The organism is Tepidisphaeraceae bacterium, from assembly GCA_035998445.1.
Classification (GTDB): Bacteria; Planctomycetota; Phycisphaerae; order Tepidisphaerales; family Tepidisphaeraceae; genus DASYHQ01.
Genome location: DASYHQ010000052.1, coordinates 191,676 through 217,157 on the forward strand (window position 1 = coordinate 191,676; position 25,482 = coordinate 217,157).

Annotated in this window: 21 protein-coding genes; 12 read left to right on the forward strand and 9 right to left on the reverse strand. The window is 64.6% G+C overall.

Going from position 1 to position 25,482, the window contains the following annotated elements; translation table 11 throughout:
• Positions 1-5 precede the first annotated feature (5 nt).
• Complete coding sequence (locus tag VGN72_20555) at positions 6-476, reverse strand: Rieske 2Fe-2S domain-containing protein (protein ID HEV7301740.1); 471 nt, start codon at positions 474-476, stop codon at positions 6-8.
• A gap of 318 nt (positions 477-794) precedes the next feature.
• Positions 795-1,658, reverse strand: a complete 864-nt coding sequence (locus VGN72_20560) for an MBL fold metallo-hydrolase (protein HEV7301741.1) — start codon at positions 1,656-1,658, stop codon at positions 795-797.
• Between the two features lie 137 nt (positions 1,659-1,795).
• Between VGN72_20560 and VGN72_20565 the strand changes: the two genes are divergently transcribed.
• The gene (locus VGN72_20565; protein ID HEV7301742.1) at positions 1,796-3,709 is read left to right on the forward strand and encodes a transketolase C-terminal domain-containing protein; all 1,914 of its coding nucleotides are present in this window, start codon (positions 1,796-1,798) and stop codon (positions 3,707-3,709) included.
• Here VGN72_20565 and VGN72_20570 read toward each other — a convergent pair.
• Complete coding sequence (locus VGN72_20570; protein ID HEV7301743.1) at positions 3,693-6,638, reverse strand: hypothetical protein; 2,946 nt, start codon at positions 6,636-6,638, stop codon at positions 3,693-3,695. The two genes, VGN72_20565 and VGN72_20570, sit on opposite strands and share 17 nt — an antisense overlap.
• Before the next feature lie 352 nt (positions 6,639-6,990).
• On the opposite strand from VGN72_20570, the gene VGN72_20575 reads away from it, so the two are divergent.
• From VGN72_20575 to VGN72_20595, 5 genes are all read left to right on the forward strand, one after another.
• Positions 6,991-8,193 carry a Gfo/Idh/MocA family oxidoreductase gene (locus tag VGN72_20575; protein ID HEV7301744.1) on the forward strand — a complete coding sequence of 401 codons (1,203 nt, stop codon included), beginning with the start codon at positions 6,991-6,993 and terminating at the stop codon, positions 8,191-8,193.
• An 87-nt stretch (positions 8,194-8,280) separates the two neighbouring features.
• On the forward strand, positions 8,281-9,498 hold the full coding sequence (glp, locus tag VGN72_20580) for a gephyrin-like molybdotransferase Glp (GenBank protein HEV7301745.1): 1,218 nt from the start codon (positions 8,281-8,283) through the stop codon (positions 9,496-9,498).
• The gene (locus VGN72_20585; GenBank protein HEV7301746.1) at positions 9,495-9,617 is read left to right on the forward strand and encodes a hypothetical protein; all 123 of its coding nucleotides are present in this window, start codon (positions 9,495-9,497) and stop codon (positions 9,615-9,617) included. Before glp ends, VGN72_20585 begins: the two co-directional genes overlap by 4 nt.
• Positions 9,618-9,651: 34 nt before the next feature.
• Positions 9,652-9,879 (forward strand): hypothetical protein, encoded by a 228-nt coding sequence (locus VGN72_20590; GenBank protein ID HEV7301747.1) that lies wholly within the window; start codon positions 9,652-9,654, stop codon positions 9,877-9,879.
• Positions 9,864-10,256: a type II toxin-antitoxin system VapC family toxin gene (locus tag VGN72_20595; protein ID HEV7301748.1), complete on the forward strand. Its 393-nt coding sequence runs from the start codon at positions 9,864-9,866 to the stop codon at positions 10,254-10,256. The genes VGN72_20590 and VGN72_20595 overlap by 16 nt, the downstream gene beginning before the upstream one ends.
• Here the strand turns inward: VGN72_20595 and trmB are convergent.
• Positions 10,253-10,882, reverse strand: coding sequence for a tRNA (guanosine(46)-N7)-methyltransferase TrmB (trmB, locus tag VGN72_20600; GenBank protein ID HEV7301749.1), 630 nt, complete (start codon positions 10,880-10,882; stop codon positions 10,253-10,255). The genes VGN72_20595 and trmB overlap by 4 nt on opposite strands.
• A gap of 72 nt (positions 10,883-10,954) precedes the next feature.
• Here trmB and VGN72_20605 point away from each other — a divergent pair, with 72 nt between their 5' ends.
• From VGN72_20605 to VGN72_20615, 3 genes are all read left to right on the forward strand, one after another.
• The gene (locus VGN72_20605) at positions 10,955-12,595 is read left to right on the forward strand and encodes a ribulokinase (GenBank protein HEV7301750.1); all 1,641 of its coding nucleotides are present in this window, start codon (positions 10,955-10,957) and stop codon (positions 12,593-12,595) included.
• A 284-nt stretch (positions 12,596-12,879) separates the two neighbouring features.
• Positions 12,880-13,143, forward strand: coding sequence for a hypothetical protein (locus tag VGN72_20610; protein ID HEV7301751.1), 264 nt, complete (start codon positions 12,880-12,882; stop codon positions 13,141-13,143).
• Positions 13,094-13,999 carry a tyrosine recombinase gene (locus VGN72_20615; protein ID HEV7301752.1) on the forward strand — a complete coding sequence of 302 codons (906 nt, stop codon included), beginning with the start codon at positions 13,094-13,096 and terminating at the stop codon, positions 13,997-13,999. Before VGN72_20610 ends, VGN72_20615 begins: the two co-directional genes overlap by 50 nt.
• Before the next feature lie 91 nt (positions 14,000-14,090).
• On the opposite strand, the gene VGN72_20620 is transcribed toward VGN72_20615, so the two are convergent.
• Both VGN72_20620 and VGN72_20625 read right to left on the reverse strand, forming a co-directional pair.
• Positions 14,091-14,309 carry a hypothetical protein gene (locus VGN72_20620; protein ID HEV7301753.1) on the reverse strand — a complete coding sequence of 73 codons (219 nt, stop codon included), beginning with the start codon at positions 14,307-14,309 and terminating at the stop codon, positions 14,091-14,093.
• A gap of 44 nt (positions 14,310-14,353) precedes the next feature.
• Positions 14,354-14,845 (reverse strand): hypothetical protein, encoded by a 492-nt coding sequence (locus VGN72_20625; protein HEV7301754.1) that lies wholly within the window; start codon positions 14,843-14,845, stop codon positions 14,354-14,356.
• A 202-nt stretch (positions 14,846-15,047) separates the two neighbouring features.
• Between VGN72_20625 and queA the strand changes: the two genes are divergently transcribed.
• On the forward strand, positions 15,048-16,091 hold the full coding sequence (queA, locus tag VGN72_20630; GenBank protein ID HEV7301755.1) for a tRNA preQ1(34) S-adenosylmethionine ribosyltransferase-isomerase QueA: 1,044 nt from the start codon (positions 15,048-15,050) through the stop codon (positions 16,089-16,091).
• A 105-nt stretch (positions 16,092-16,196) separates the two neighbouring features.
• Here queA and VGN72_20635 read toward each other — a convergent pair whose 3' ends face one another.
• The 3 genes from VGN72_20635 to VGN72_20645 all read right to left on the reverse strand — a co-directional run bounded on the left by VGN72_20635 (position 16,197) and on the right by VGN72_20645 (position 20,962).
• Complete coding sequence (locus tag VGN72_20635; GenBank protein HEV7301756.1) at positions 16,197-18,071, reverse strand: penicillin-binding protein 2; 1,875 nt, start codon at positions 18,069-18,071, stop codon at positions 16,197-16,199.
• Between the two features lie 430 nt (positions 18,072-18,501).
• Entirely contained in the window at positions 18,502-19,887 is a 1,386-nt protein-coding gene (gene rmuC, locus VGN72_20640; GenBank protein ID HEV7301757.1) for a DNA recombination protein RmuC, read from the reverse strand.
• Between the two features lie 208 nt (positions 19,888-20,095).
• Positions 20,096-20,962, reverse strand: a complete 867-nt coding sequence (locus tag VGN72_20645) for a segregation/condensation protein A (GenBank protein HEV7301758.1) — start codon at positions 20,960-20,962, stop codon at positions 20,096-20,098.
• A gap of 150 nt (positions 20,963-21,112) precedes the next feature.
• Between VGN72_20645 and VGN72_20650 the strand changes: the two genes are divergently transcribed.
• Both VGN72_20650 and VGN72_20655 read left to right on the forward strand, forming a co-directional pair.
• Entirely contained in the window at positions 21,113-22,108 is a 996-nt protein-coding gene (locus VGN72_20650; protein HEV7301759.1) for a KpsF/GutQ family sugar-phosphate isomerase, read from the forward strand.
• Positions 22,109-22,272: 164 nt separating this feature from the next.
• Positions 22,273-25,431, forward strand: coding sequence for a hypothetical protein (locus VGN72_20655; protein ID HEV7301760.1), 3,159 nt, complete (start codon positions 22,273-22,275; stop codon positions 25,429-25,431).
• Positions 25,432-25,482 lie beyond the last annotated feature (51 nt).

Here is a 25,482-nt window from a genome sequence, read left to right on the forward strand (position 1 = left end):
CGATGTTATAGCGCAACTTTCACAGATGCGTCGGGCTTATCCCATTCGTCCTGCTCGAACTGGCGCGTCAGATCGACGATGACGTGCTTGCGGTCGTCCAGCTTCACCGCGTACCGCGGCAACGGCTTGTACGCCGGCCCGCGCAACGGCACGCCCTCGGGCGTGAACTTGCACCGGTGACACGTGCAGCTGTACCCCGCGCCGGTCCTGCGGACGACGCATCGCTCCTTCGTGCAGAAGCTGCTGGAGACGAACAGCCGATCCTTCGTCCGCACGACGAAGAAGTTCGGGTAACTGTTGGCGAACGTGTCGGCGATCCCCTCGCCAAAGTCGGATAGCGGGCCGGCATCGTACGACTCTTCCTTCGACGCCGCGGCGAAGATTTCAGCCGCCCGCGCCATGCCACCGAACGCCGCGAGGCAGAGCGTTGCGCCACTTGCGATGAGGAACTGTCGGCGGGTGGGGTACTCGTACATCACGTTGAGGAATGATAGGCGCTGGTCCGTCTGCGAAACCGCTAGCGGGACCCGAAATTCAATATCCTTCCAGAAGGCTCGTCAGGGGTTGTGATACAACACGATTACGCGCTCCGACCGTGGCATGGGCGTCTCGCCCATGCGTGTGGTAAGGCCAACGGTCTGGATTTGGATCAGCGGCTTGGCCAGCGCAGCAGCCAGCAAATCGCATTTCCCATTCCATTCCACAGGCATGGGCGAGACGCCCATGCCACGGCCAGAGCGGACGCGGCATTATCCTTCAACACCCCTCTGAGGATGCCACTCTAATCAGAGGGTCTAAAACGCCAACGTCATCTGTTCCCCCACCGCGGGCACGCGGGCAGCGGGGGCGAGCCATGGCGTGGGCGAAAAAGGCTCGGCCAACGTCAGCCGTGGGGCGATGCGCGCATCGGATGCGAAGTAATCGCGCAACAGCACCGGACAATTGCAATCGCGGCTGCGATGCAGCAGCACCACGTGGGCCGGCAGCGGGGTTAGCGTGGCGTCGCAGCGGGCGAAGATCGCCTTTACCGCCGCCAGTGCCTGGCTGTTGGACAGGTGACCGCGGCCACCGGTGATGCGATGCTGCAGGAACATCGGTCGGCCAGACAGCCGCTGCATCTGCGGGTCGTAGTTGCTTTCGATCGCGAGGATGTCGACGCCGGTGAACCGCTCGATGAGGTAAGGCGGCACCCGACCGAGGTCGGTCGCGAAGCCGATGCGCACGCCGTCGCTGGTGATTACGTACCCGTGCGAGCCGTGCTCGTCGTGCGCCAGTGAGATCGGCGAGACGTTCACGCCAGGCAGCGGTTCAAAATCGCCATCGAACGGCACGACGAGCCTTTGGAACGCATCGAAACCGGAGCATTCCTGGGCCTTGTACAGCAGTTGTTTCGCCCGGCTGAAGTGCACGTAGACCCGCACTCCGTTGGCGGCGAGCGTGTTGACCCAATTGCAGGAGAAGTGGTCGCTGTCGAGGTGCGTCAGCACGAGCGCCCGCACGTCGGCGACGGTGACACCCGTGTTCTGCAGACGCTTCAGGATCGCGCGCGGCCCGATGCCCGCATCGATCATCAGCACGCCGCCCGGCGTTCGCAGGACCGACGCGTTGCCGCTCGACCCGCTGCCCAGGATGGAAAGTTCGACCGACGTCCGTGTCATCGTTAGGGGATTGTGGGGATGCCGTTTTCGTTATGCAAGCGCGGCCGTGGGAAAGAGACGGTTCAATCTCTTTCACAATCGAGCCTAGGCATTCGTACCTTGCCACGCGGGTTCGCCCCTGTAAGATTCGGCCAACCATGGCAAACGAAACCTTCCCCATCGATCTCAAAGCCCTCAAGCCCCTCAAGCTCGACCCCAAAGTAAACACGCTGACGGACGAGCAGGCCGCGACGCTGCAGTTCAACATCGATCTGTGCCGCGACGCGATCGTCTTCTTCACGGCGCTCGCCGGGGCCAAGGGGCTGAGTGGGCACACCGGTGGGGCGTACGACACCGTGCCCGAGGCGTTGATCGTCCGCGCGTTCATCGATGGTGGGGCGCCGATCGTGCCGCAGCTGTACGACGAGGCCGGCCACCGCGTGGCTACGGTTTACCTCAACAGCGTGCTCGACGGGCACATGCCGGCCGAGAAGTTGCTGCATTACCGTGAGTTCAACGAGGGCCTGCCCGGTCACCCGGAAAAGCTGCTGACGCCCGGCGTCGAGTTCAGCTCCGGCCGGCTTGGGCACATGTGGGCCCACTGCAACGGCATCGCGATGGCCAACCCGGGCAAGGCCGTCGTCGTGCTGGGGTCGGACGGCAGCCAGATGGAAGGGGACAACGCCGAGGCCGCCCGCTTGGCGGTCGGCAAGAAGCTGAACGTGAAGATGCTGATCGACGACAACAACGTCACGATCGGCGGGCACCCGCAGCAGTACATGCAAGGCTACGACCTATCGCGCACGCTCGCGGGCTACGGGTTGCAGATCGAGACCGTGCTGGGTGAGGATTACAGCTCGCTGTACGCCGGCCTGGCCCGCACGTTCTCGGACGACCAGCCGCGTGCCCTGATCATCATGCGCAAGATGGCGCCCGGCATCGAAGGGGCCGAGGGTCACCCCCACGCCCACGAGGTGCTGAAGGTCGACATCGCGGCCAAGTACCTCGAGAAGCGCGGCCACACGAAGGCCATCGAGATGCTCAAGAGCGCGCCGAAGATGGACAAGAGCCCCATCACCTACAAGGGTTCCAGCGGCGCCGGCAAGAACCGCGATGACTTCGGCAAGGTGATCAACGAGATCATCGGCGCGATGTCTCAGGAAGAACGGCTGGCGACGGTGCGCGTGTTCGACAACGACCTGGAAGGCTCGTGCGGTCTGCACCACATTCACAAGAAGTTCCCCGAGATCTTCGTGCAAGCCGGCATCATGGAGCGCGGCAACTACGCCGCGGCGGCGGGCTTCGGTAGCGTGGAGGGCAAGCAGGGCATCTACGGCACGTTCAGCGCGTTCCTGGAGATGTGCGTCAGCGAGATCACGATGGCGCGCCTGAACTTCTCGAACGTGCTGGCCCACTTCAGCCACAGCGGCGTCGACGACATGGCCGACAACACGTGCCACTTCGGCATCAACAGCTTCTTCGCCGACGGTGGCGTGCGGCCCGGCCACGGTGAGGACACGACGCGCCTTTACTTCCCCGCCGACCAGCACCAGTTCGCGGCGTGTATCAAGCGCATCTTCAATGACAAGGGCCTGCGCTTCCTCTTCAGCACCCGCGCCCCGGTGCCCGATTTGCTCGACGACGCCGGCAAGCCGCTGTACCAGGGCAAGGACTTCGAGCCCGGCAAGGACTACGTCGTTCGCGACGGTGGCGACAAGGCCGGCTATGTGATCGCGGTCGGCGAGACGGTCTACCGTTCGCTGGACGCAGTCATCGGCTTGAAGGAGCAGGGGACGAACGTCACGCTGGTGAACAAGCCGTCGCTGAACGTCTACGACGAAGCGATGATGAAGAAGTACGCCGCCGCGCCTTGGGTGATGGTGGTGGAAGGCTACAACGTCAAGACCGGCCTCGGCAGCCGCTTCGGCACGCAGTTGCTGAAGCGCGGCTTCAAGGGCAAGTACAACAACATCGGCGTCCACCTCGAAGGCCCCGGCGGCCTGTGGCAACAAATGGGCTTCCAAGGGCTTGACCCCACGGGGATTGCGAAGGGGATCAAGGAACTGGCGTAGAGGCCGGCGTCAACGTGGGCGTGAGCCGGCCAATACGTGTGTCGGCGCCGCGCATCCAGATGCCGCCAGCGGCATCGGCCCAAACTGTTGCGGTGGGATCGGTCAGCGAGCTGAACGGCGTCGCCCAGGTCATCATCGGCTCGTTCGTCAGCGAAGCGCCATCGGCCGAAAGCTTCACGCGTGACACGCCGGTCACGCCCACGGCCCACAGGGTGCCCGCCTCCGCCTCTAAGAGGCGGGTCGAGCGGTCTAGATCCTGGATTTGCGTCGACGCCGTTCGGCCCGTGGCGTCGATGACCCGCAGCGTCGTGCCGTCGCGTAGCCACAACCGCCCGGCGCGGTCGGTCGCGAAACCCTGACCGGCCACGTTGACCGGCATTAGTTTGCCCGCGGCGTAGCGATAGGTCCTGAATATCCCGTCCGAACCGGCTACCGAGAACCATCCGGCTTGGCCGTTCACGTCAACGAGCGTCGGCACACCCTCGATTGTCTCGCCGCCGGGTAACGGTGTTCGGATCATCCGTCCGGCCTCATATTTTAGGCCCCATAGGCAGCGCCTCCCGTAGTCGTGAATCACTACCGTCTGCCCGTCGTCCAAGCTGCCCAGTATTGTGTAGAAATCCGATATCGGCGGCTTCAGTTGCGGCGGGACATCCCGCTTCGATGTGGGCTGACCAGTTTCGGGCGGCGCAAAGCGTTCGGCCATCACGGTGGCATAGTCGCTGGCGAACGGCGACCACGCGTCGTGCCAGTCCTTGCCGTCGAAGTACTCAAGGACGCTCGTTCGCTCGATGAGGTGTAGGGTCTCGGTCTTGTTGGCGATGAAGGCCGCCGTTTCCCCAAGAAACCACAGCCCACGGCCGCGGTCGGACCCAATGCGGAACGTGGATTGCCGGTTGCCCATGTTGTGCTGTGGGATGAAGTCCCGCGGCGCGTGTCGTGCGAACGCCGTGGCGTGCGCGTTGATCAGCGCGCGGCTCGACTTGAATGGCCCCAGCCATCGCCCGTCGACATACAGGAAGCAGTCGGAGGAGCCATAGTCCTGCCGGATGACACGCGGGCGCAGCCAAACAATGGCGGCCTTGTCATCTAGGGGCCATAACATTTCGGCGATCGTGTCGGCGGGACCGGGAATGTTTATTGGGGTGGCCGTGCCATCGGCGCGAAGTTCGTACAGCTGACGCATCGCCGTCCATGCGGTCGAGGCGCCGGCGCGCGTGCGGTACAGCGCAGAGGCGCCATCGAGGTACGCCAGTGGGTAATCGTTCGCCGCATCCGGAATGGCCAGGTTGCAGACGTAGGTGCCGCCGTCGGCGCCTTCGTAGAAGATGCGGCCACCGTTGACGTCGTCGCCGATCATCACGCGCTTCAGCTCGATCCCGAACGGCTTGTTCGACCGGGACAAAACCTGCGATCCCACGGAAAACGATTTGTTGCCGATGAACAGTGCTTCGCCGGTGTCGACGTACATTTCAGCAATCGACGAATCTTTGTAGTGGAACGTGCCTTTGTCGACGAGCGGGGTGAACGACCACTGACCCGCAGGCGTGACGGTCAGGATGCCGTCCCCGAGCAACCGGCCCGTCAGCTTGTCCGCACATTCCTCGACGTAGAAGCGGGTCTGTCCATCAGCCCTATGTGACAGGAAGAGCGGCCAGCGGACCTTGAATCGGCCACCTAGCAATGGCACGGACGGCGCGTCGGCAGTGGGTGATAGAAGGGTAGCCAACTCGCGCTTGGCGAACCCCAGGAGCACGCGAGCCTGCCCCGGGTGCGCCGACTCGTCCGCCAGCGCAGCGTCTACCTCCACCGCGCCCGCGGGGCCGAGCCGCATCAATGCGGCCAACGCATCCATCATCGGCACGGCGTCCGTTTCGCTTAGCCGCTCGATCAACCTGCGCGCGGCGACTCGGTTGGGGTTGTCCTCGGCCATCGGACCGCTAGCGGTGGGCCATGCCAACTCGACGGCGTCGTGTTCCGTGTACGTCAAGATTGACCCATCGGGCAACGCGACCACGCGGGAGAGTGTGCGCCCGGGGCGGGCCGTGGGGCGGTAGGATGACCAGCCCAGCCCGTCCCATAGGAGCACCGCAGGTGGCGGAAGCGCAGGTAGGTCGCCGGAACCGGCCGAACGGGCATAATGCTGGACGATCCGCCGGCTCGCGATACCGCCCGAGGTCAGTGGGACTATCGCAACTTGCCCACCCGCTATCCTGATAAGCTTGACGTCACGACTCACGACCGTACCCGGCGGGTAGGGGATCGTGCTCCAGTTCCCGACCTTGTCGACGCGGTGCAGGCCCGCGGGGCGGTCGTCGCCGAGCTCGGCCGTCGTAGCGAAGTAGACGTCTCCCGTCTCCGGCATCTCCAATGCTGAACGGACGTACGTCATCCCGTTGCCACGCGACGCCCGCCGGGTCGTCGGTTGGTCCGCCTTGGCGGTGCTGATGGGCGCTGGTAGTGGGTGTGGTGGAAGCCAGTTTTTCCCGTCGTGCGCGACGATGTCGCGCATCGCGCTATTGCCTACGCCCCAGTGGCGCCCGACCGAGTCAACCAGCAACAGCGAGCCGTTGCCACGGATCGTCTTCGACCGCCCGGCGGCGAACTCGGCGAACGACCCCTTGAACGCCTCGGCGCTTCCCGCCGCCATCTTGAAGTAAGTTGTCCCGTCGGCGCTCGACGCGACCGAGGCGCCGCGCAGTGGCAACTTCACCCACCGTTGACGGGTCGACAACGCGGCCATCAACTCGGAGTCCTCACGGGCGAACACGTGCAACTCGTCCGGCGTGGGCGCGCGGTCCTGCAGGCGGTCGACGGTGGGCATCCCCTGTTCGGGCGCTTGTAGAAACTGGTACACCGCGTGTCCCGCGAACCCAACCGCTACTACGGCGGCGACGCCGGCAGCTATTTTTTTGACGATCGTGCTCAAGCTATTCTCTCCCGACTGGGACATGGACCCGCGGACTCGCGTGGCCGTCCGGGCGATCGAAATGACGACATTCGATCTCAGATCGCTCTTGAAGACCTTTTCGTGCCTTTTCGTCTGCCGATAGAAGTCGAACCCAATACAGCATATCAACTGTTCCCGTCCAACGCGTCCACGTGTCGCTTCGTTTCGTTCGCTTGCATAACGCGACGTAAGTGTTTTTCGAGATAGGCTTTATCCATGTGTCGCTTGGCGCACACGTGTCTCGATATATGCTGGCTCGAAAACGTGCTATAATTCGTTTCGAACTGGCCGTACGTTTTACGGCTGGGTTGACGGGTCCCGGGAACCACCCATGAATCAAAAACATCGCGTCGGTGTCATCGGCTTCGGGCGGATGGGCAGGGGCTTTGTGTCGGCGATGCAGGCGTCGGACGATTGGGAAATCGTCGCGATCTGCGACGTGCATGGGCCGACGCGCGAGCTGGCGGCCAAGACGGTGCCGACCGCCCGCATCGCCAGCGACCCCGAGGAGGTACTCAACGACCCGACGATCAGCGTCGTCGGCATCTATACCTTGGCCGACGTGCGGCCGGCGCTCATCCGCAAGGCGCTGGCCAACAAGCTGCACATCCTGGCGGAAAAGCCGCTCGGTGCCGACGTCGCCGACGAGTGGAAGCTCGTCGAGGAGATCGAGGCCAGCAAGCAGTTGGTGGCGGTGAACCTGTTCAACCGCAACGCGTGGTACCACCGCGAGATTCAGGCGTTCATTGCGGAAGGGGAGATCGGCAAGCTGGCGATCATCCGCGTCTGCCACATGACGCCCGGCCACATGCCAGGTGAAGGGCACGACCCCGAAGGCCCGCCGTTCCACGACTGCGGCATGCACTACGTCGACGTCGCCCGCTGGTACGCCAAGAGCGAGTTCGCCACCTGGCATGCCCAGGGCATGCGCATGTGGAACCATAAGGACCCCTGGTGGGTGCAGTGCCACGGCACGTTCGAGAACGGCGTCGCGTTCGACATCACGCAGGGCTTCGTCTACGGCCACCTGGCCAAGGATAAGACGCACAACTGCTACGTCGACGTCATCGGCACCAAGGGCATCGCCCGCATGACCCACGACTTCAAGAACGCCACGATTCACTGTCACGGCGTCAACCACACGCAGACCAAGACCGCGCTGTTCAACGACAAGAAGCTCGACGTGATGTGCGAACTGTTCGCCCGCAGCGTGCGTGCGGGCAAGAACCTCGGCTTCCCCACGGCGCGCGACAGCGTGATCGCGTCGGAAGTGTCGTGGGCCATGCTGAACGATGCCGTCGCCAACGTGCCACCGGCCGTCGGCACCCAGCGTGAGATGCAGGAGATTCTGAAGCATCGCCGCACCCTGCGCAACGGGTTCGGCCTGCCCGTGCGCCCGCAATCGTGCCCGGCCGAGCCGGTGCCCGTCGGCCAACCGGAGATCGCCTGCGGCGAAGACCTGTGCGGCTTAAGCGAGGCCCAGCAGGCGTCGCCGACGACTGCGTCTAGTATGGATGAGGCGGCGCTGCAGTAGACGCGCAGCAGGCAGGCGACGCATAGATGTCCAAGAAGGTACGCGCGCCTTGCAGCGCGACGCGCTCCGCGTTGCAATGGTCGCAGCATGACCGAGCCTGACGTCTCCGATCTTCTCACTGTCGAGCAGGCGATCGCGATCATCGATGCGGAGCCTGTACATCCGCGACCAATCGCGCTGCCGTTGGCGGAAGCGATGGGCCTGCGGCTCGCCGAGCCGATCGCGGCTGATCGCGACTACCCGCCGTTCGACAAAAGCCTGATGGACGGCTACGCCGTCCGCGCCGCCGATCTGAAGGACGACGTGACCGTGCTGAACCTCGTCGGCGAGATCGCCGCCGGCGCGTGGCCCCAGCGCGGTGTGTTGTCGGGTGAAGCGATGGGCATTATGACCGGCGCCCCGATGCCTCCGGGGGCGGATGGCGTGGTGCCCGTCGAGTTCGTTGATCGATCGCATCCCACGTCCGCGAACCAAGTCGCGCTGCAACGCGTCGATCGACCGTCACGGTTCATCGCCAAGCAAGGGGACGATGCGAGGAACGGGCAACCACTGTTGCCGGCCGGCATGCGATTGGGCCCGGCGCAACTGGCCGTCGCGGGCAGCGTCGGCGCCGCGACTGTGCGCGTCTTCGCGCGGCCGCGGGTGGCGATCATCGGCAGTGGTGACGAGGTCGTGCCGATCTACGCCACGCCGGCCGCGGGGCAGATCCGCAATGCGAACAACCTGATGCTCGCGGGCCTGCTAAAGCGCCTCGGCTGCGACGTGACCGATTTAGGCGTGGTTCGCGACGAACCGGCCGATGTGCGCAATGTGCTGGAGCGTGCCCGAGCGTTCGACGCGATGTTCATCACCGGCGGCATGAGCATGGGCCAGTACGACTACGTGCCGCGCGTGCTGCGCGAGATGGGCGCTGCGCTGAAGGTGACGAAACTGCGCATCAAGCCGGGCAAACCTTTCGTCTTTGCGACGATCGGCGACACGTTCGCCTTTGGTCTGCCCGGCAACCCGGTCAGCGCCTTCGTCTGCACCCTGCGCCTCGCGGCCCGGCTCATCAGCCGGTTGAGCGGTGGCCTGGCCGAGCCCGCCTGGCGGGTGGGGGCGCTTGCCACCGGCCTGCCCGCCAATGGCCCGCGCGAGTTCTATCAACCCGCGATGTTCGACGGTGAAACGGTCCATCCCTTGAAATGGCGCGGCTCGGCCGACGTCTATACCTTGGCGGCGGCCAATGCGCTGATCGTCCACCCCGAAAATGCCCCGGCGTTAGCCGCCGGTGACCGGGTGCGACTGTTGGAGATCCCCCAATGAACTTCCGAACCCTTACCCTGCTCGTGATCGTCGCCGCCTTCAGCTTTGGTGGCTCGTTCCAGTGCCGTAGTGGCGATGATGACGACCACGACGGTGACGTGGTGGTGACCACGCCTTGAGGAACTGCTACAATCGGGCCGATCCGGAGGCCAAATGGTAGCCATCAAAACCAAATTCAACGGCGAGTCGATTGAGGTGCCGGCCGAGCTACGTGGCGCTAAGCCCACGGAAGTCGTAGTCGTGTTCGAAGAGCCGGCGACGGTTCAGGGCAAGGGCGGGCATTCGATCTGGGATGTGGTTGCCCGCTCTACCGGCACTCGAACCGCAGAAGACATTGACGCGCAGGTCCGTGCCGAGCGCGCCGAATGGGGCGATCGTTGATCTACCTCGACGCGAACGTCGTTATTAGATTGATAAAAGGCTCGCCTGCGGTTCGCGCTGCACCTCATTCACGACTGGTAGGCACCAGGGTATGCATGTCACAACTAACCCGGCTCGAGTGCCGCACGAAGCCAATGGCTGACGGCAACAGCATGGTTCTAGGGGAGTTCGACGCGTTCTTCGACGGTAACGAGCTATTGATCGGTGACGTGACGACGGACGTGATCGATCTTGCAACGCGCCTTCGCGCTAAATACCGGCTACGCACCCCGGACGTCTTGCACGTCGCATCCGCGGTAAGTTTGAACGCCAACACATTCCTCACCGGCGATAGGCAACTCTCGCGCGTCACCGAAATTCCCGTCGAAGTGATCTAACCTTCCTTCACCGCCGCCAGCGCGTAAAACGGTCGCCCCTCGCGGCGGTACTTGCGTTCGAAGTTCGTGCCGACGAATTCCCCCTCGTTGGCCGATCCGGGGCGGTTGTAATCCACCACCGTAAATCCCGCAGCGGCGCGCAGCGTGGGTTCGATGTTCTCGTCCCAGTATCCCTTGTGATCGGTCACGATCTGCACGCGGCCGCCCGGCACCAGCACGCGGTGCAGCAGGGGCATGAACTTCGGCTGGACCAGACGCCGCTTGTGATGGCGGGCCTTGGGCCAGGGGTCAGGAAAGTAGATGTGGACGACCGACAAGCTCGCTGGCGGCACGAACTCGGTCAGGAAAAAGCTCGCCTCGGCGCGCACGGTGCGGGCGTTGGCGCAGTTGTGCCGCCGCATGCGATCGCTGGCGTAGCGCCAGAACCAGCGGGCCCATTCGATGCCGAAGAAGTTCGTGTCCAAGCGGCTGCGGGCCTGTTCGCACAGGAACGTGCCCTTGCCCATGCCGACCTCCAGTTCCACCTTATTGGCGTTGCCGTACAGTTCCGACCAGATCAACGGCTTGGGTAACGCGTCGGGATCGAGGCCGACGGGTTCGACGATTAACTCATGAGACGATTGCATGGGGCAACGAGTATACTCGCGGACCCGCCCGATGTGGTGTCGTCGGGCCGGCGTGAACGGGAGCTAGCAAACATGTCGCAATATTCAGTGGGTTTCGACTTTGGTACCGAGAGCGTCCGCGTGGTGATCGTCGATGTGTCGAATGGTCGTGTCGCGGGCCAGGCATCACGTTCGTATGCGCACGGCGTCATTGATGACGTGCTGCCCGACGCCGAGGTAAAGCTGCCGCCCGATTATGCGCTGCAGCACCCGCAGGACTGGCTAACCGACGCCGCAGCGGCGTGCAAGGACGCGCTGACCAAGAGCGGCGCGAGCGCGGCCGACGTGGTGGGCATTGGCGTCGACTTCACCAGCTGCACGATGATGCCGGCCTTCGCCGACGGCACGCCCGTCTGCCTGTTCGAGCGCTTCGGCCGGGTGCCGCTGGCGTACCCCAAGCTCTGGAAGCACCACGCCGCCAAGGCCGAGACGGACCGCATCAACGAGGTCGCCCGGCAGCGCAACGAGCCCTGGCTAAGCCGCTACGGCGGCACGATCGGCCTTGAATGGTTCTTTCCCAAGGTGCTGGAAACGCTCAACCACGAGCCCGGCGTCTACGACATTGCCGACGTCTGGCTGGAGGCGGGCGACTGGTTCGTCTGGCAGCTGGTCGATGGACCGTTCCCGAAGTGTTCGACGAAGAACCTGTCACGCTCGACCTGCCAGGCCGGCTACAAGGCGATGTGGAACGGCGAGACGGGCTTTCCGTCACCCGACTATTTCGAGGCCGTAAACCCGAAGATGCGCGACGTGGTCGCCGAGAAGATGCCCGGCGAGATGGTCGCCCCTGGCGCCCGCGCCGGCACGCTGACCGAGGCAGCCGCAGCGCTGTTCGGGTTGCGCGCTGGCACGCCGGTGTCGGCGGCGATCATCGATGCCCACGCCGGCGTGCCTGGCGCGGGCGTAGCGGATGCGTCGACCATGGTCCTCGTCATGGGCACCAGCTCGTGCCACATGATGAACGCGCTCGGCGATGCGCCCATCCCCGGCGTCGCGGGCGTGGTGCAGGATGGGATTCTGCCGGGCTTCTACGGCGTTGAAACCGGTCAAGCGAGCGTGGGTGACGCGTTTGCGTGGCTCGTGGAAACGTTCGGCCTGTCGCACGAAAAACTCAGCCGTGAGGCGGCCGATCTCGGGCCGGGATCGGGCGGGGTGCTGGCGCTGGACTGGTTGAATGGCTGCCGTACGCCGCTGATGGACGGGCGACTGTCCGGCGCGTTCCTCGGCGTCACGCTCGGCACCCGACCCGCGCAAATGTACCGCGCGCTGATGGAAGCCACGGCCATGGGCGTGCGGTGGATCGTCGAAACAATCCAGAACGCCGACGTGCCGGTCGAACGCTTCGTCGCCAGTGGCGGGCTGCCGGCCAAGTCACCGTTGCTCATGCAGATCTACGCCGACGTGCTGGGCAAGGAGATCCGCCTGGCCGAGAGCGACCAATCCGTCGCGCTCGGCGCCGCGATCCTCGGTGTGTTGGCCAGTAGCGAAGCGGGTTCCGGCAGCGACGCCGCCAAAACGGTCATTGGCCGCATGGCGCGCCAACGGCAGGACCTGGTCTATCGCCCGAATGCCGCTGCGGTCGCGAAGTACAACGATTTGTACGCGATGTACCGCACGATCGCCGACCCGGCAGGGCCAGTCGCGACGACGATGCGAAAGCTGCGGGAGATCTAGCGCGGTCAGATGTCGCATCGAGCGGTCCGGCTCCCTCTCCCGCGTACTCGCGGGGGAGGGCTGGGGTGGGGTCTTCAATTCTCTTCAAAATTTGAGAGGCTCTGCCTCCTCCCTAACCCTCCCCCGGCGTACCGGGAGAGGGGACCAGAGCGAAGCAAGAGAAGCACCGCGCAAAACCTGCGTGCAAATACCTGTTCCGGCCCCATCCATTGCGCATTCCCCCTCACGTTCCGTGAATGCCGTTACCGATAAAACCGCATCGGAGCATCATGGAGGGTTGGCCGATGGAAGCACGTCATCAATGTCCATTCGTGAACCGTCCCGACGCACGCTGCAGCGGGCGGTTGAAGATCGACCGGCTCGATTACGCGTTCGAGTTCTGCTTCGACGCGTACAATACCTGCCCGGTCTACATCGAACGCCTGCTCGAGCGGCGCACCCGCCGGGCGGCGGTGGAGAGCACCTCACACGGACGGCAGCACGATTATGGGTCGACCCTTGTCCAGCTCGGCACGCCGGCAACCGCTCGGGCCACCTCAGCTGCGTAGCTTCCTGGTCCACCTCGCCACCGAACGGGGTTTGGCCGACAACACCGTCATCGCCTACCAGCGCGATCTGGAAGACGCCCACGCGCACTTCGATCGCGATGGCAAATGCCTGACCAACGCCTCGGCCGACGATTACCGGTTTTACCTGCAGGCGCAGACGCGCAAGGGCCAGTCGACCAAGACCGTCTCTCGGCGCCTGGCCGCCATTCGCGTCTTTCTGCGCTACCTGCAAGGCGAGGGGTTTGAGACCGAGACGATCCTGCGGCAACTGGAGCGACCCAAGCCGGAACAGAGCCTGCCGCACGTGCTGGGTCGCGCGCAGGTGCTTCAACTCATCAACGCGGTCGATCCGCTGTCACCCCTGTTCGCGCGCGACGTGGCGATTCTGGAACTGCTGTACGCCAGCGGGCTGCGGGCGTCGGAGATCTGTTCGCTGAAGTTGCGCGATGTGAACCTGTCGGTGTCGGTCGTGCGCGTGCTGGGCAAAGGCATGAAGGAACGCATCGTCCCCTTCGGCCAGGCCGCCGGCGAGGCGATCACGCGCTACTTGGACGAGTGCCGCCCGAAGCTGTTGAAACAGCCGCGTGAGGAGATTTTCATCTCCCGCACCGGCAAGAAGCTCGACCGCGTTGCGCTCTGGATGATCGTCAGCAAGTACGGCCAACGCAGCGGCATCCCCAGCTGGCCGCACATCCTCCGCCACTGCTTCGCCAGCCACCTGCTGGGTGGCGGTGCGGACCTGCGCGTGGTCCAGGAACTGCTGGGCCACAGCGACATCGGCACGACGCAGATCTACACGCACGTCGACCAGCAACGACTAAAGTCGATCCACGAAAAATTTCATCCAAGACGGTAGGCACGCACGCACAACCACTCGCTGGACTGGCCACTTCAATGGCCAGAATCTTCACGAGTTGCGCGCCTCGCAGCACAACGCACAGCTCGATCTACGCTGCGATCGCCATCGGCGCGTCCGGCAATCGCTTCGACTGCAGGCAGATCGCCAGGAAAATATGCCGCAGCCGGTCGAGCGGCTGGGTGGCGATGAACTCGGGGGTGAAGTCGACGGGGAAGTTGGCCTGATACGTTTCGAAGTAGCGGGCCAGACCTTCGCGGTCGAGCGAGGCGATGAGACAGATGAGCGCTTCGATTTCGTGGGCGGGCATAGGGGCCTCCGATACCTGAACGTACATTATGGGGCCGGTCGGCTTCACGAGTAGAAGTCGATCAGCTTCCCCGTACGAACAATATCGGGTGCGGGTGGGGCAACCTTAACGATTTTGGGGGCGGGCATCGGTTCGTGCCACGGCAACTGCCGCCACGGGGGTTGGATGGCCGGTGGGGTGGTGGCGGCGCACGATACTGTGCCGTCGGCGGTGCGGCGGTCGATGCGGTCGTTTGCCAGGTCCTGCAGCGCGATGCGCGTCGGGTCGATCGCCGTCGCGATTCGAGCGCCGCTGACCCCGTTGCTACAGGTGGTGGGGCAGGGGCCGTAGCCCACGGGTGGCAGGACCGCGAACGATCCACCACCCCCGACCGCTGGCTCGTAGCGGTCGGCCGGCCGCTGGGCGTAGACGCCTTGCGGCGCGACGGTGTTGGCGCTGGCGATGTCGGCGGTGCGAATCGCGCTGCGCAGCAGCTTCACGATGGACAGGTCCATCGTGGCGATGACGAGGCTGGCAACGTCGGCGAGCGAGCTCACGCACTTTGCGGAGCAAACCGCGCGCTGGCGCAAAGCGACTTTAGATCATTTCTCGAAAGTCCCAGAAAAAGGGCACCAAATAATGTTGGCTGTGTTTTATCGGACGCTGGCAACGTGTGCCGATTCCACCGGATGATGCGTCGCGGCAACATGGCCAAGGCGCGCGTCGCGTCGGGGCAACGTCTCGGCTAACTTGGCGTTCATGCGCAGCGACGAGCTAGACTTCCACTTGCCCCCCGAACTGATCGCGCAGGAACCCGCCGGCGAGCGAACCGCGTCGCGGCTGCTACACTATCGCAGGCCCGATCGCAGCATCGCCCACCGCACGTTCTCGGACTTGCCGTCCCTGCTGCGCGCCGGCGATTTGCTGGTCTTCAACGATGCCCGCGTCATCCCCGCCCGCTTCACGTTGCGAAAAAGCACCGGCGGGCGCATTGAAGGTCTGTTTGTCTCCGAAGACACACCCGGCCAATGGCAGGTGATGCTGCGCAACCTGGGTCCGATAACCGATCCCGTGCCGCTCACGTTCGCTGATGAGCCTACGTTGACGGCCCAAGCAGTAGGGCGGATGGTGGATGGAAACTACGTGTTGCGCGTAGATACGACCGATCGCGCAACGGATGTATTGGACCGCCTGGGCCGCATGCCGTTGCCACCCTACATTCGTCGCGACAAGGACCACGACGCCCGCGACGCCGCCGACCGCGAGCGATATCAGACCGTTTTCGCCAACCGCGCCACCGCCGTCGCCGCCCCGACCGCCGCGCTGCACTTCACGCCCGAGTTATTGGCTGAGTTAGACGCCCGCGGCGTACAGCGGGCGTGCGTCACGCTCGACGTGGGCCTTGGTACGTTCAAGCCGCTATCCAGCGACACGCTCGAAGCCCACGCGATGCACCGCGAGACGTACGCCATCAGCCCCCAAGCCGCCGTCGCGATCAATCTGGCAAAACAGGAACGTCGCCGGGTTATCGCCGTCGGCACGACGAGCGCCCGCGTGCTGGAATCGCAACCGTCTGGTCAGCCGATTCAACCCGTTAGTGGTTCGACGGCCATCTTCATCTACCCGCCGTACGAATGGCGATACGTGGACGCGATGGTGACCAACTTCCACCTGCCGCGCAGCACGCTGATCGCCCTGGTGGCCGCCATGGTGGGTTTAGACGAGCAGCGGCGCATCTACGCGACCGCGATCGCCGAGCGATATCGATTCTTCAGCTATGGGGATTCAATGTTGGTAGAATGATCGTGACGCTGCCATTTAGCCGCCGGCTTGCCGGTGGTCTTCCATTGTTCGAATAGAAGATCACCGGCAAGCCGGCGGCTATATGGCAGATACGGGTGGGCAAGTCTATTCCTTCACCGTCGCCACTGTCTTCTCGTTCTTTTCGGTCTTGGGCTTGGGCTTGGCGTACTGCTTGGGGTTGTAGTTGAACAACACGCTGGCGACGTGGGGCGGCGGCAGGGTGATGTCGGGGCTGGGGGGGACCTGCAGGTAGGCAAGCGCGCGTTCCAGCGATGCCACGGCGCCGGGGGCGGCGACGGCACCGCCGAAGTAGCTCATGTTGTTCTTCACGGCGAAGGCGCGGTCGGGTTCGTGGATGATGAACGCGATCACCAGTTCCGGCTTCTCGGCCGGGGCGCCACCGATGAAGCTGCTCGTGTACTTGTCGGCGGCGTAGCCGGCCAAGCCCTGGCTGATGTGGGCGGTGCCGGTCTTGCCGAACACGTTCCACGTTCGGCTGCGCGCGCCCGAGCCGGTACCGCGGATCATCACGTCGCACATCACGCGGCGCATCCAGGCGGCGCTGGTGGGGTCGATGACCTCGGGCAGCAGGTTGGCGTTTGGCTTGGTCGGGCGGGCGATGATGTTGCCTTCGGAGTCCAGCACGCCCTTCACCAGGCGCGGCGTGATCAGGCGCCCGCCGTTGGCGTAGGCGCAGAACGCGCGGGCGAGCTGCATCGGCGTCACCATCACCTCGTAACCCTGCGCGACCGAGTCGGTGCTGAACTTCGTCCACTTGTTCAGCGGGTGCACGGTCCCGCGATCCTCACCGGGCAGCTCGATGCCGGTGGGGCGGCCGAAGCCAAAGCTGGTGATGGCCTTGTACAGGCGCGGGTTGCCCATGCGCTCGCTGAGCATGGCCATGCCGATGTTGCTCGACTTCACCAGCACGTCCCACAGCGCCAGGCGGTCGTAGCCATGCACGTCGGTGATCGTGCGGTTGTACGGCGTGCGCCACGTCTTGCCGCCGGTCGGGAAGACCTCGTTTACCCGCGTGACGCCCAGCGCCAGCGCCGGGCCAGTGATGAACGGCTTGAAGGTCGAACCGGGCTCGTACGGGTCGGTCAACACGCGGTTGCGGCGGCGGTCGGCGGTGGAGTCCTCGAGGTTCTGGGGGTTGAACGTCGGCCAGTTGGCCAGCGCCAGCACGTCGCCGGTCGTCGGGTTCATCACGACCGCTTCGCCGCGCTGCGCGCGGTACTTCGTGCAGGTGTCGGCCAGCTCCTGCTCGACGATCATCTGAATGTTGGCGTCGATCGTCAGCACGACGTGCTTGCCGTGCAGCGGTGGCACATAGTCGTCGGCGGCAGTGGCGATCGCGCGGCGGCGGGCGTCCTTCAGCACGCGGATCTGCCCGTCCTTGCCGCTCAGCACCTTGTTGAACTTCAGTTCGATGCCTTCCAGCCCGTTCCCGTCCTTGCCGCTGCCGCCCAGCACGTGGGCGGCGATCGAGCCCATCGGGTAGGTGCGCGCGCTCTCGGGCAGCAGGCCCACGCCCGGCAGGTTCATCTCGTGGATCGCACGGCAGGTGGGTTCATCAAGGTTCTCGGCGACCTTCACGAACCGGCTGGTCGCGCGGTCGCTCAGGAGCTTGCTGATCTCAAAGGGCTCTTTGTCGATCAGGCGCGCCAGTGCCGCGACGTCGTCGTCCATCTGAACCAGGCTGCGGCCGGCACCCTCGTAAACTTGCTGCATGAACTTCGGGTCGACGTAGAGCGTCTGCGTCTGCACGGTGCCCGCCATCAGCATGCTGTTGGCGTCGAAGATGCTGCCACGCCGCGACCGCAGCACCTGGTTCTGGTGCTGCTGCCGCTCGGCCCGCCCGATGGTCTGCTGACGGCCATACGTCTGCAGGTACGCCACGCGCGTGCCCAGCGCAACGAAGCACGAGCAGAGGATGATGATCACAAAGGCGGCGCGGGCCGGCGAGAAGGTGCGCATATTTCGGGTCCTGTCGGGCTAAGCGTCCGATAATTCATCGGAAGAATGAAGTGAACAGGTGGAGGGAAAATGGGATGGGGAAGTGCCGGGGGCGGTGGAAGGCAAGGATTAGAAAGCGATGGTGGCGGGATTGAACCGTTCAATCGCCAAAATCGGCTGCTAAGGGTGGCTAGCCGAACGGCGGTAGCTTTTCCGGTCCCTCTCCCGGTACACCGGGAGAGGTCAGGTGAGGGTGATTTTGCACTGAAGACGGCCCACAAATGGGCACGAATGAACACGACGCGGAAGACGTCACATCGAATCACTAAATTCGTGTTCCTTCGTGCCCATCCGTGGGCAACTCTTCAATTGCGAATCGCCAGCAACTCGAAATCACCCTCACCTAACCTCTCCCATGAATAGATGGGAGAGGGACCGGAAAATGCCACGGTTACTCCGCGGTGATCATCGCGGCGGGGGTGGCGGTGGTCAGCTCGCGGGGGCGGGAGTCGAGCGGGTCGACGCTGGTCATTTCCTTTTCGGTGCGTGCACCCAGTTCGCCCATCTTCCTGGCCGAGACCAGCACGCGCGTCTCCAGCGAGCCGACGGCGTTGTTGTAATGACCGACGGCAGTGCCGAGGCTGTTGCCGATCTTGGACATGTGCTCGGCCAGCGTGCGCACGCGCTCGTACAAATCGACGCCCAGCTTGCGGATCTTCTCGGCGTTCTCGGTCATGTCTTCCTGCCGCCAGCCGTACTCGACGGATCGCAGCAGCGCCAGCAGGGTGGTAGGCGTGGCGATGATCACGCGGCTCTTGAACATGTCCTCGTACAAACCGGGGTCGGATTCGATGGCGGCGCTAAAGAAGGCCTCGCCGGGCAGGAACATTACGATGAACTCAGGGCTGCGCTTGAACTGCGACCAGTAGGCCTTCATCGACAAATCGCGCGCCCGGCTGCGCACCTGCGCGCTGTGGCGCGACAAACACTCGCGGCGCGAGTCTTCCGACGTCGCGGCGACGGCGTCCAGGAAACCGTCGAGGACGGCCTTGCAGTCGATCACGATCTCGCGCCCACCGGGTAGGCGCACGACCATGTCGGGGCGTTGCTTGTTGCCGTCATCGGTCGCCTGCGAGGTTTGCTCGAAGAAATCGCAGCGGTTGGTCATGCCGGCCAGTTCGACCAGTCGGCGAAGCGTTACTTCACCCCATTGGCCGCGCGTGGTCGGGCGACGCAGGGCGGTCACAAGCGCGTTGGTCTGGTGGTTGGCCGTCCGCTGGACTTCCATCAGCGTGCCGAGCTGCTCGCGCAGCATGCTGTACGATTCGACGCGGTTCTTCTCGATGTCGACCAGGCGGGTCTGGTATTGGCCGAGCAGTTCCTGCATCGGCTTCAGCATGCCGTCGATCTCGGTCTTGCGCTGGTCGAGCGTACCGGTGGCCTCCTGCGACAGCGTGGCGAAACGCTCCTTTGCAAGGTCGAGAAAGGCCTGGTTGTTCTTCGCGAGCGCCTCAGTCGAAACGCTGGCAAACGCATCGCGCAGCTTGGCTTGCGCGTCGTCCAGCAGTTTGCGTTGCTCGGCGATGTTGTCCTCGGCCGCGCGCAGGCTCGCTTCCGCGGTGGCGGTGGACCGCTCGGCGAGCGAGATCCGCTCGCGCAGCTCGTCGACCGTTCGCCCCTGGTCGGCCAATTGCTGCGTTAGCGACGCCACCCGCGATTCCGCCACCGTCGCCGCCGCGACATGCTGCTGCGCGCGCCCGGTGGCCCGCCGCTCGGCGATCAACCAACCGACGACGCCGCCGATCAAAATCCCCACGATGACCGCGACAACTTCCATGCAAATCGCTCCGTTCCCAGCCACCCCAACAGTGGCCTAACGCGTTGTACCGCGGCGGGGAGGGAGGATGCAAATAAAAAGGAAGAGAGCGACGTCAGCGGCGGAGCGCTTGTCCCCTCTCCCGGTACTCCGGGGGAGGGTTAGGGAGGGGGCGACACCCCATGTTCCCGTGTCAAACCATCTATGCGAGTTACGAAGAACCCCCTCCCTAGCCCTCCCCCGGAGTACCGGGAGAGGGGACCGGAATCGGATCAGCGGCTGATTCATCCAGCAAATGCAGCGACGCCCCGGCGTAAGTGCTTTTATGTTCCTCAGGGGCCTCAACGATGTTGGCGTCGGCTAAGTCGTCGGATTGTTCGACAAGGATCTTTTTCTCGCGGATGAGCTCCAGCAGCGCGAGGAAGACGCCGACCATTTCGCTGCGGCTCTTGCGGCCAAGCAGCAAGCCACGCAGGGTTTGCGGGCCTTCACGCTTTAGCCGGTCTTCAATGTCGGCGGCGTGCAGATCGATTGGCGTGTCGTCGTACGTCACCTCGTGGTAACGCGGCTTGCGGACGCCCACTTCCTTCAGCAGCCGTTCGAACGTTGCCAACAGGTCCCAGACCTGCACCTCGTCCAGATCCACCGGCGGGGGCTCGTCTTCCGTGCCTTCCAGCTTCACCGGTATTCGCGGAAAACGGGCCGCGTGCTCGTGGGCCTTACGGTCAAGCAACGCGGCCGAGTCCTTCAGCTTTTTGTACTCCAGCAGCTGTTGAACCAGCTCGTACCGTGGGTCGGCCAGCTCGGCGGCGGCGCTGCGACCGTCGGCAGACTCGGGGGTCTGCTCCTGGCGCGGCAGCAGCATCGCGCTCTTCACCTCCATCAACGTCGCCGCCATCACCAGAAAGTCGCCGGCGACGTTGATGTCGAGCCCCACCTGGTCCTTCACGCTGCGCAGCACCTGCACGTACTGCATGTACGACTGCGTGATGCTCGCGATCGGGATGTCGTAGATGTCCAGCTCGTCCCGCTTGATCAAGAATAACAGCAGGTCGAGCGGCCCGTTGAAGACATCCAGTTCTACACGATATTCCAAGTGACGCGACCTCGGCTGGGGAAGGCCCCATGGTACCGGCGGCCGGGGGACAGCACAAAAGCGAGAGATCCTGCCACGCGCCGTAGCGATCGCTTTACCTCGCAGCCGTTGGACGCACGCGACGTTCCCGTTTACGCTAAACAGCTCACGATGAACGACGATTTACGCAACTTTGCCCGCGGGGTAATCGAGACCGAAGCCGCTGCGGTTTCCTCGATGGCGAACGCGATTGACGACGCGTTTGAGCGGGCGGTCGATCTAGTGCTGTGCTGTGGGGCGAGCGTGCTCACCTGCGGCATCGGCAAGGCCGGGCACGTTGCCCGCAAGCTGGCGGCCACGCTCGCCAGCACCGGCACGCCGGCACACTTTCTGTCGCCGGCGGACGCGGCGCATGGGGATTTGGGGTCGGTGCGACAGGGTGACGTCGTCCTCCTGCTGTCGGCCAGTGGGGAAAGCGACGAGATCCTGCGCGTCCTCAACATCGTAAAGAAACTGGGTCATCCGGTAATTGGCATCTCGTCGACCGCCACCAGCACGCTCGGACGGCACGCGGACGTGTCGATCGTCATCGGGAAGATCGAAGAGGCCTGCCCGCTGCGCCTGGCCCCCAGCGCCAGCACGACCGCGATGATGGCGCTTGGCGACGCCCTTGCGCTCACGGTAATGCGGCTGCGCAACTTCACCGCCGACGACTTCGCGGTCTTCCATCCTGCGGGGCAGTTGGGGCGTAAGCTGATCAAGGTGCGCGAGGCGATGAGCTTCAAACTCGGTGAGAATCTGCCCGTGGCGAGCGACCGCCAAACGGTTGGGCAGGTGCTGCACGAGGTGGCTAAGATCAAGCGTCGCAGCGGCGCGGTCGTGCTGGTGGACGACACCGGCAAGCTCAGCGGTATCTTCACCGACGGCGACCTCCGCCGACTGATCACCGACGCCGCGGTTGACGGATTGAATCAGCCGATCCACAGCGTGATGACGCGCAACCCCAAGCGCATCCACGCCGATGCACTGGCCAGCGAGGCGATCGCCCTGATGCATCCGGGCCGCATCGACGAACTGCCCGTGGTCAACGACGGCGGTGAACCCATTGGGTTGATCGACGTCCAAGATTTGGTCGTACTGAAGATGTTGGACGTGAAGGAAGATTGAAGCTGAAGGAGTCCGGTCCCTCTCCCATGTACTCATGGGAGAGGCTAGGTGAGGGTGATTGGTTCTTCCGAGAGTCGTCAGCAGTTCGAAATCACCCTCACCTAGCCTCTCCCGGAGTACCGGGAGAGGGACCGGAAAAGCTCGCCGGCCTGATGTAATCACCTATGCGTCGTCCCCTCCTCATCATCGGAACGCTGATCGTCCTCGGCGGGCTATTCGCGCTGTACTGGGTTCTGCAACCGCCGACAATTCGCGTCGTGCCCGTGGGGCAGGAAGCGTTCGCGCCGCGCGAGTGGCAGGAGACCGACACCGGCCGGGCGCTGGGCCCAGGCGAGGGGCTGTGGATGTCGCAGTACGACGCGCAGATGCGCCTCGTCAGCCAGTTCCGTGCCAGCGACCTGCAACCGCAGCCGGATAACACGGTCTATGCATTGTACCCGGAAGCGCGCATCCCGTTGCGCGGCGGCAACATCATTCACCTGCTGGCCGACCGTGGGACGGCGGTCATCAAAGACATGCCCGCGGCCCGGAAGTCGCCGCTGGGCGACAACGTGCCACAGATGCCGTCGCGCGGCACGATGCAAAACGTGACGGTGAACGTCGAGACGCCGACCGGCCAGCGCATCATGTCGGCGAAGGTGAACAACGTCACGTTCGACCTCGACACGTTCCGCATCTACACCGACAAGTACACCGACGACGCCGGCCAAACCGTGCCCGCCGACCGCGTGAAGGTCGAGGTGCGCGGTGATGACATGGACTTCGACGGCTACGGCCTCACCCTGCGCTGGGACGACCGCAACGGCGTCATCCAACTGCTCGAGATCGCCCACGGCGAACGGGCGGTCATCAAGAAGACGCCGGACGGCCTGACCGCCAGTGCCGCGGTGGAGCGTGCCGACCTCACGGTGGCGCAACAACGATGGCGTGCGGATGACTCGCTGCATCGCGCCGTGCACCGCCCGGCCGAACTCGCATCCACCGATGCGGCTGCGACTGCGGAGGCGATCCCGACAGCGGGCAAAGCCGAGAAACGGCTGACGCTCTACCGCGCCAAGCTGCACGACGCGGTGCGCATCATGCAGGCCGACCAGACGCTGGGCAGCGGCGACCTACTGACGATCGACTTCCTCACGCAGTCGACGGTGCGTTCAAGCGAAGCCGAAGCCGCCGATACGACAGTTGCGCCCGCGACGTCTCAACCCGCAGCGGAAGCGGAAGCCGCCACCGCCGGGCCCGCGGGTCCACCGGCGCCTGCCGCGACCGCACCGGCGGGCCAGCCTGCGACCGCGGACGCCGCCGCGCAGGGTGAGCCGATCATCGTCTACTGGACTGGCCCATTGCGCATGACACCGCTTACCGAGCCACCACTGGCGGCGCTGTCGCCGGGCGATGCGGTCGCGGAACTGTCGGGCAGCAACGTGACGCTGCAGCAGGCCGGCGCGACGGTGAAGGCGGGGGCGGCCCAGTACCGTACGAGCGACGGCAGCGCCACGCTGCGCCCGCCGGCGGGGGAGTCCGTCGTCACCATCACCGATGCTGATGGCCGCACGATCACCACCGAGCGCGTCGACTACGACGGCGCTGCGAGGGTCGCCATTCTCGGCGGCGCCGGCAAGATCGACGTACCGGCCGCCACCGTGGTCGCCGATGCCAATGCGCCCGCTAGGCCGGCCGACAACACTGTGAAGAAGGACGCTGCGAAAGGCGAACCCCTCACCGCGACGTGGAAGAGCCAGGCGATGATTCAGCTGGCCGGGGACGAGCGCGCGACCACGCTGTCGCAGATCGATACCGAGGGCGACGTTCACGTTGAGCATCCACGGCTATCGCTGACGTCGGACGCGCTTAGCCTGCGCTTCGAGCCTGGCGAGAAGCCCGACCAGCCCGTCCTGCGGCAGATCACCGCGACGGGCGCTGTAAAGGCGATCACCACAGCTGAGGAAGCGAAGCGCACGATCGAGAGCGACCGCCTGGCGCTGTTCACGAAGACCGACGAGAAGGGCCAGCCGGCGCCCGACCGCTTCGAGGCCAGCGGCAACGTCCACGCGCACGACGCGCAGCAGCACCTTTACGCCGACACGCTTACCGCCAATCTCGCCGCCAGCGCTGCCAAGCCCGATGAGATCGAGCTGAAGGACCTGCGGGCCGCCGGCAATGTCAAGCTGACGGACAAGGACGACACGTCGGCCACTGGGGATGACCTGCACGTGATAATGGTGGATGGTCAACCTCAGATCGAGCTGTCGGCCGAGAAGTCGGTGCAGGTCGTCAGTCCGCAGGGCACGCTGATCGGCCCGGCCGTCACCATCAACGCCAAGACCGGCACCGCCACAATCACTGGGGCCGGTTCGATTCGTGCCATGCAAGGCGAGGGCAAGGAACAACGCCCGGTCGACATCGAGTGGGCGAAGGACGCGACGCTGAAGTCGAACGAGAACGTGGTCGACATCGTCGGCGATGTGGTCGTGAATTCCACCTCGCCTGCGGGCGTGATGGAGACGGCCAAGAGCGACCGCGTTCGCATCACGCTCGCTGACGTGGTCGACGACGACGCGGACGCCAAGGCCAACGCGGCGACGCGGACCGCCGCGACGCGGCCGCCCGGCAAGGTGGAGTCGAAGAAGACGCCGCTGGACGGCATGGCCGTCGGCACCGATGCGTTCGGCGATAAGGAAGCGGTCGCGGTGACCTTGCTGGGCAACGTGTCGGTCAGTTCAGTCGAATCGCTGGACGGCACGCCGGTGCGCGAGTTTCACTTGTTGTCCGACGAGGTGCGATACGACCTGAAGGCCGAGCGACTGTTGGTGCCGGTGCCGGGGCGGATCCTGTACGAGGACGTGCGTCCCGCCAGCAGCCCCGACGAGGACGTGCGCGGCCGGGGCGCCGTGGCGATGGCGTGGAAGAACACGCTGACGATCGACCGCCGATCGAACAAGGCGATCATCGATGGTGAGGTTGTCGTGAAGCACCAGCCAGCCACCGCCGACGGCGCACCGCTGGACCTGTTCACCACCACGATAGAGGCTGACCTTGCGCCGCAGGGTGAAACGGCGAACGAGGGTGACCCCTTGCCCGGCGTGAAGCGCGTGACGGCCAAAGGCCCGATCGCCTTCAGCAGCGCCGGCCGTACGTTTGAAGGTACGCATCTGACCTACGACGCGGCCACGCAGATGGTGATCGCCACGGGCACGCGCGAGCAACCGCTGCGCGTTTTGGATGCCTCCGGCACCCTGACGGGCACGGCCGACGAGGTGCATTACAACATGAAGACCGGTCTCGTCGAACGGATGCAGGGGTTTATGGCCACGGTTCGGAAGTAGCGCGCGGAGTTGCTGTCTGGCGTGTGGTCCCCCCCTCCGCCGGCAGAGGGT

Bases quoted from the DNA above. Each gene is read 5' to 3' on its own strand.
- VGN72_20590 (HEV7301747.1), top strand. From the start codon at position 9,652: ATGGTAGCCATCAAAACCAAATTCAACGGCGAGTCGATTGAGGTGCCG.
- VGN72_20575 (HEV7301744.1), top strand. From the start codon at position 6,991: ATGAATCAAAAACATCGCGTCGGTGTCATCGGCTTCGGGCGGATGGGC.
- queA (HEV7301755.1), top strand. From the start codon at position 15,048: ATGCGCAGCGACGAGCTAGACTTCCACTTGCCCCCCGAACTGATCGCG.
- glp (HEV7301745.1), top strand. From the start codon at position 8,281: ATGACCGAGCCTGACGTCTCCGATCTTCTCACTGTCGAGCAGGCGATC.
- VGN72_20605 (HEV7301750.1), top strand. From the start codon at position 10,955: ATGTCGCAATATTCAGTGGGTTTCGACTTTGGTACCGAGAGCGTCCGC.
- VGN72_20565 (HEV7301742.1), top strand. From the start codon at position 1,796: ATGGCAAACGAAACCTTCCCCATCGATCTCAAAGCCCTCAAGCCCCTC.
- rmuC (HEV7301757.1), bottom strand. From the start codon at position 19,887: ATGGAAGTTGTCGCGGTCATCGTGGGGATTTTGATCGGCGGCGTCGTC.
- VGN72_20650 (HEV7301759.1), top strand. From the start codon at position 21,113: ATGAACGACGATTTACGCAACTTTGCCCGCGGGGTAATCGAGACCGAA.
- VGN72_20555 (HEV7301740.1), bottom strand. From the start codon at position 476: ATGTACGAGTACCCCACCCGCCGACAGTTCCTCATCGCAAGTGGCGCA.
- VGN72_20655 (HEV7301760.1), top strand. From the start codon at position 22,273: ATGCGTCGTCCCCTCCTCATCATCGGAACGCTGATCGTCCTCGGCGGG.
- VGN72_20610 (HEV7301751.1), top strand. From the start codon at position 12,880: ATGGAAGCACGTCATCAATGTCCATTCGTGAACCGTCCCGACGCACGC.
- VGN72_20560 (HEV7301741.1), bottom strand. From the start codon at position 1,658: ATGACACGGACGTCGGTCGAACTTTCCATCCTGGGCAGCGGGTCGAGC.
- trmB (HEV7301749.1), bottom strand. From the start codon at position 10,882: ATGCAATCGTCTCATGAGTTAATCGTCGAACCCGTCGGCCTCGATCCC.
- VGN72_20635 (HEV7301756.1), bottom strand. From the start codon at position 18,071: ATGCGCACCTTCTCGCCGGCCCGCGCCGCCTTTGTGATCATCATCCTC.
- VGN72_20585 (HEV7301746.1), top strand. From the start codon at position 9,495: ATGAACTTCCGAACCCTTACCCTGCTCGTGATCGTCGCCGCCTTCAGC.
- VGN72_20620 (HEV7301753.1), bottom strand. From the start codon at position 14,309: ATGCCCGCCCACGAAATCGAAGCGCTCATCTGTCTCATCGCCTCGCTC.
- VGN72_20595 (HEV7301748.1), top strand. From the start codon at position 9,864: ATGGGGCGATCGTTGATCTACCTCGACGCGAACGTCGTTATTAGATTG.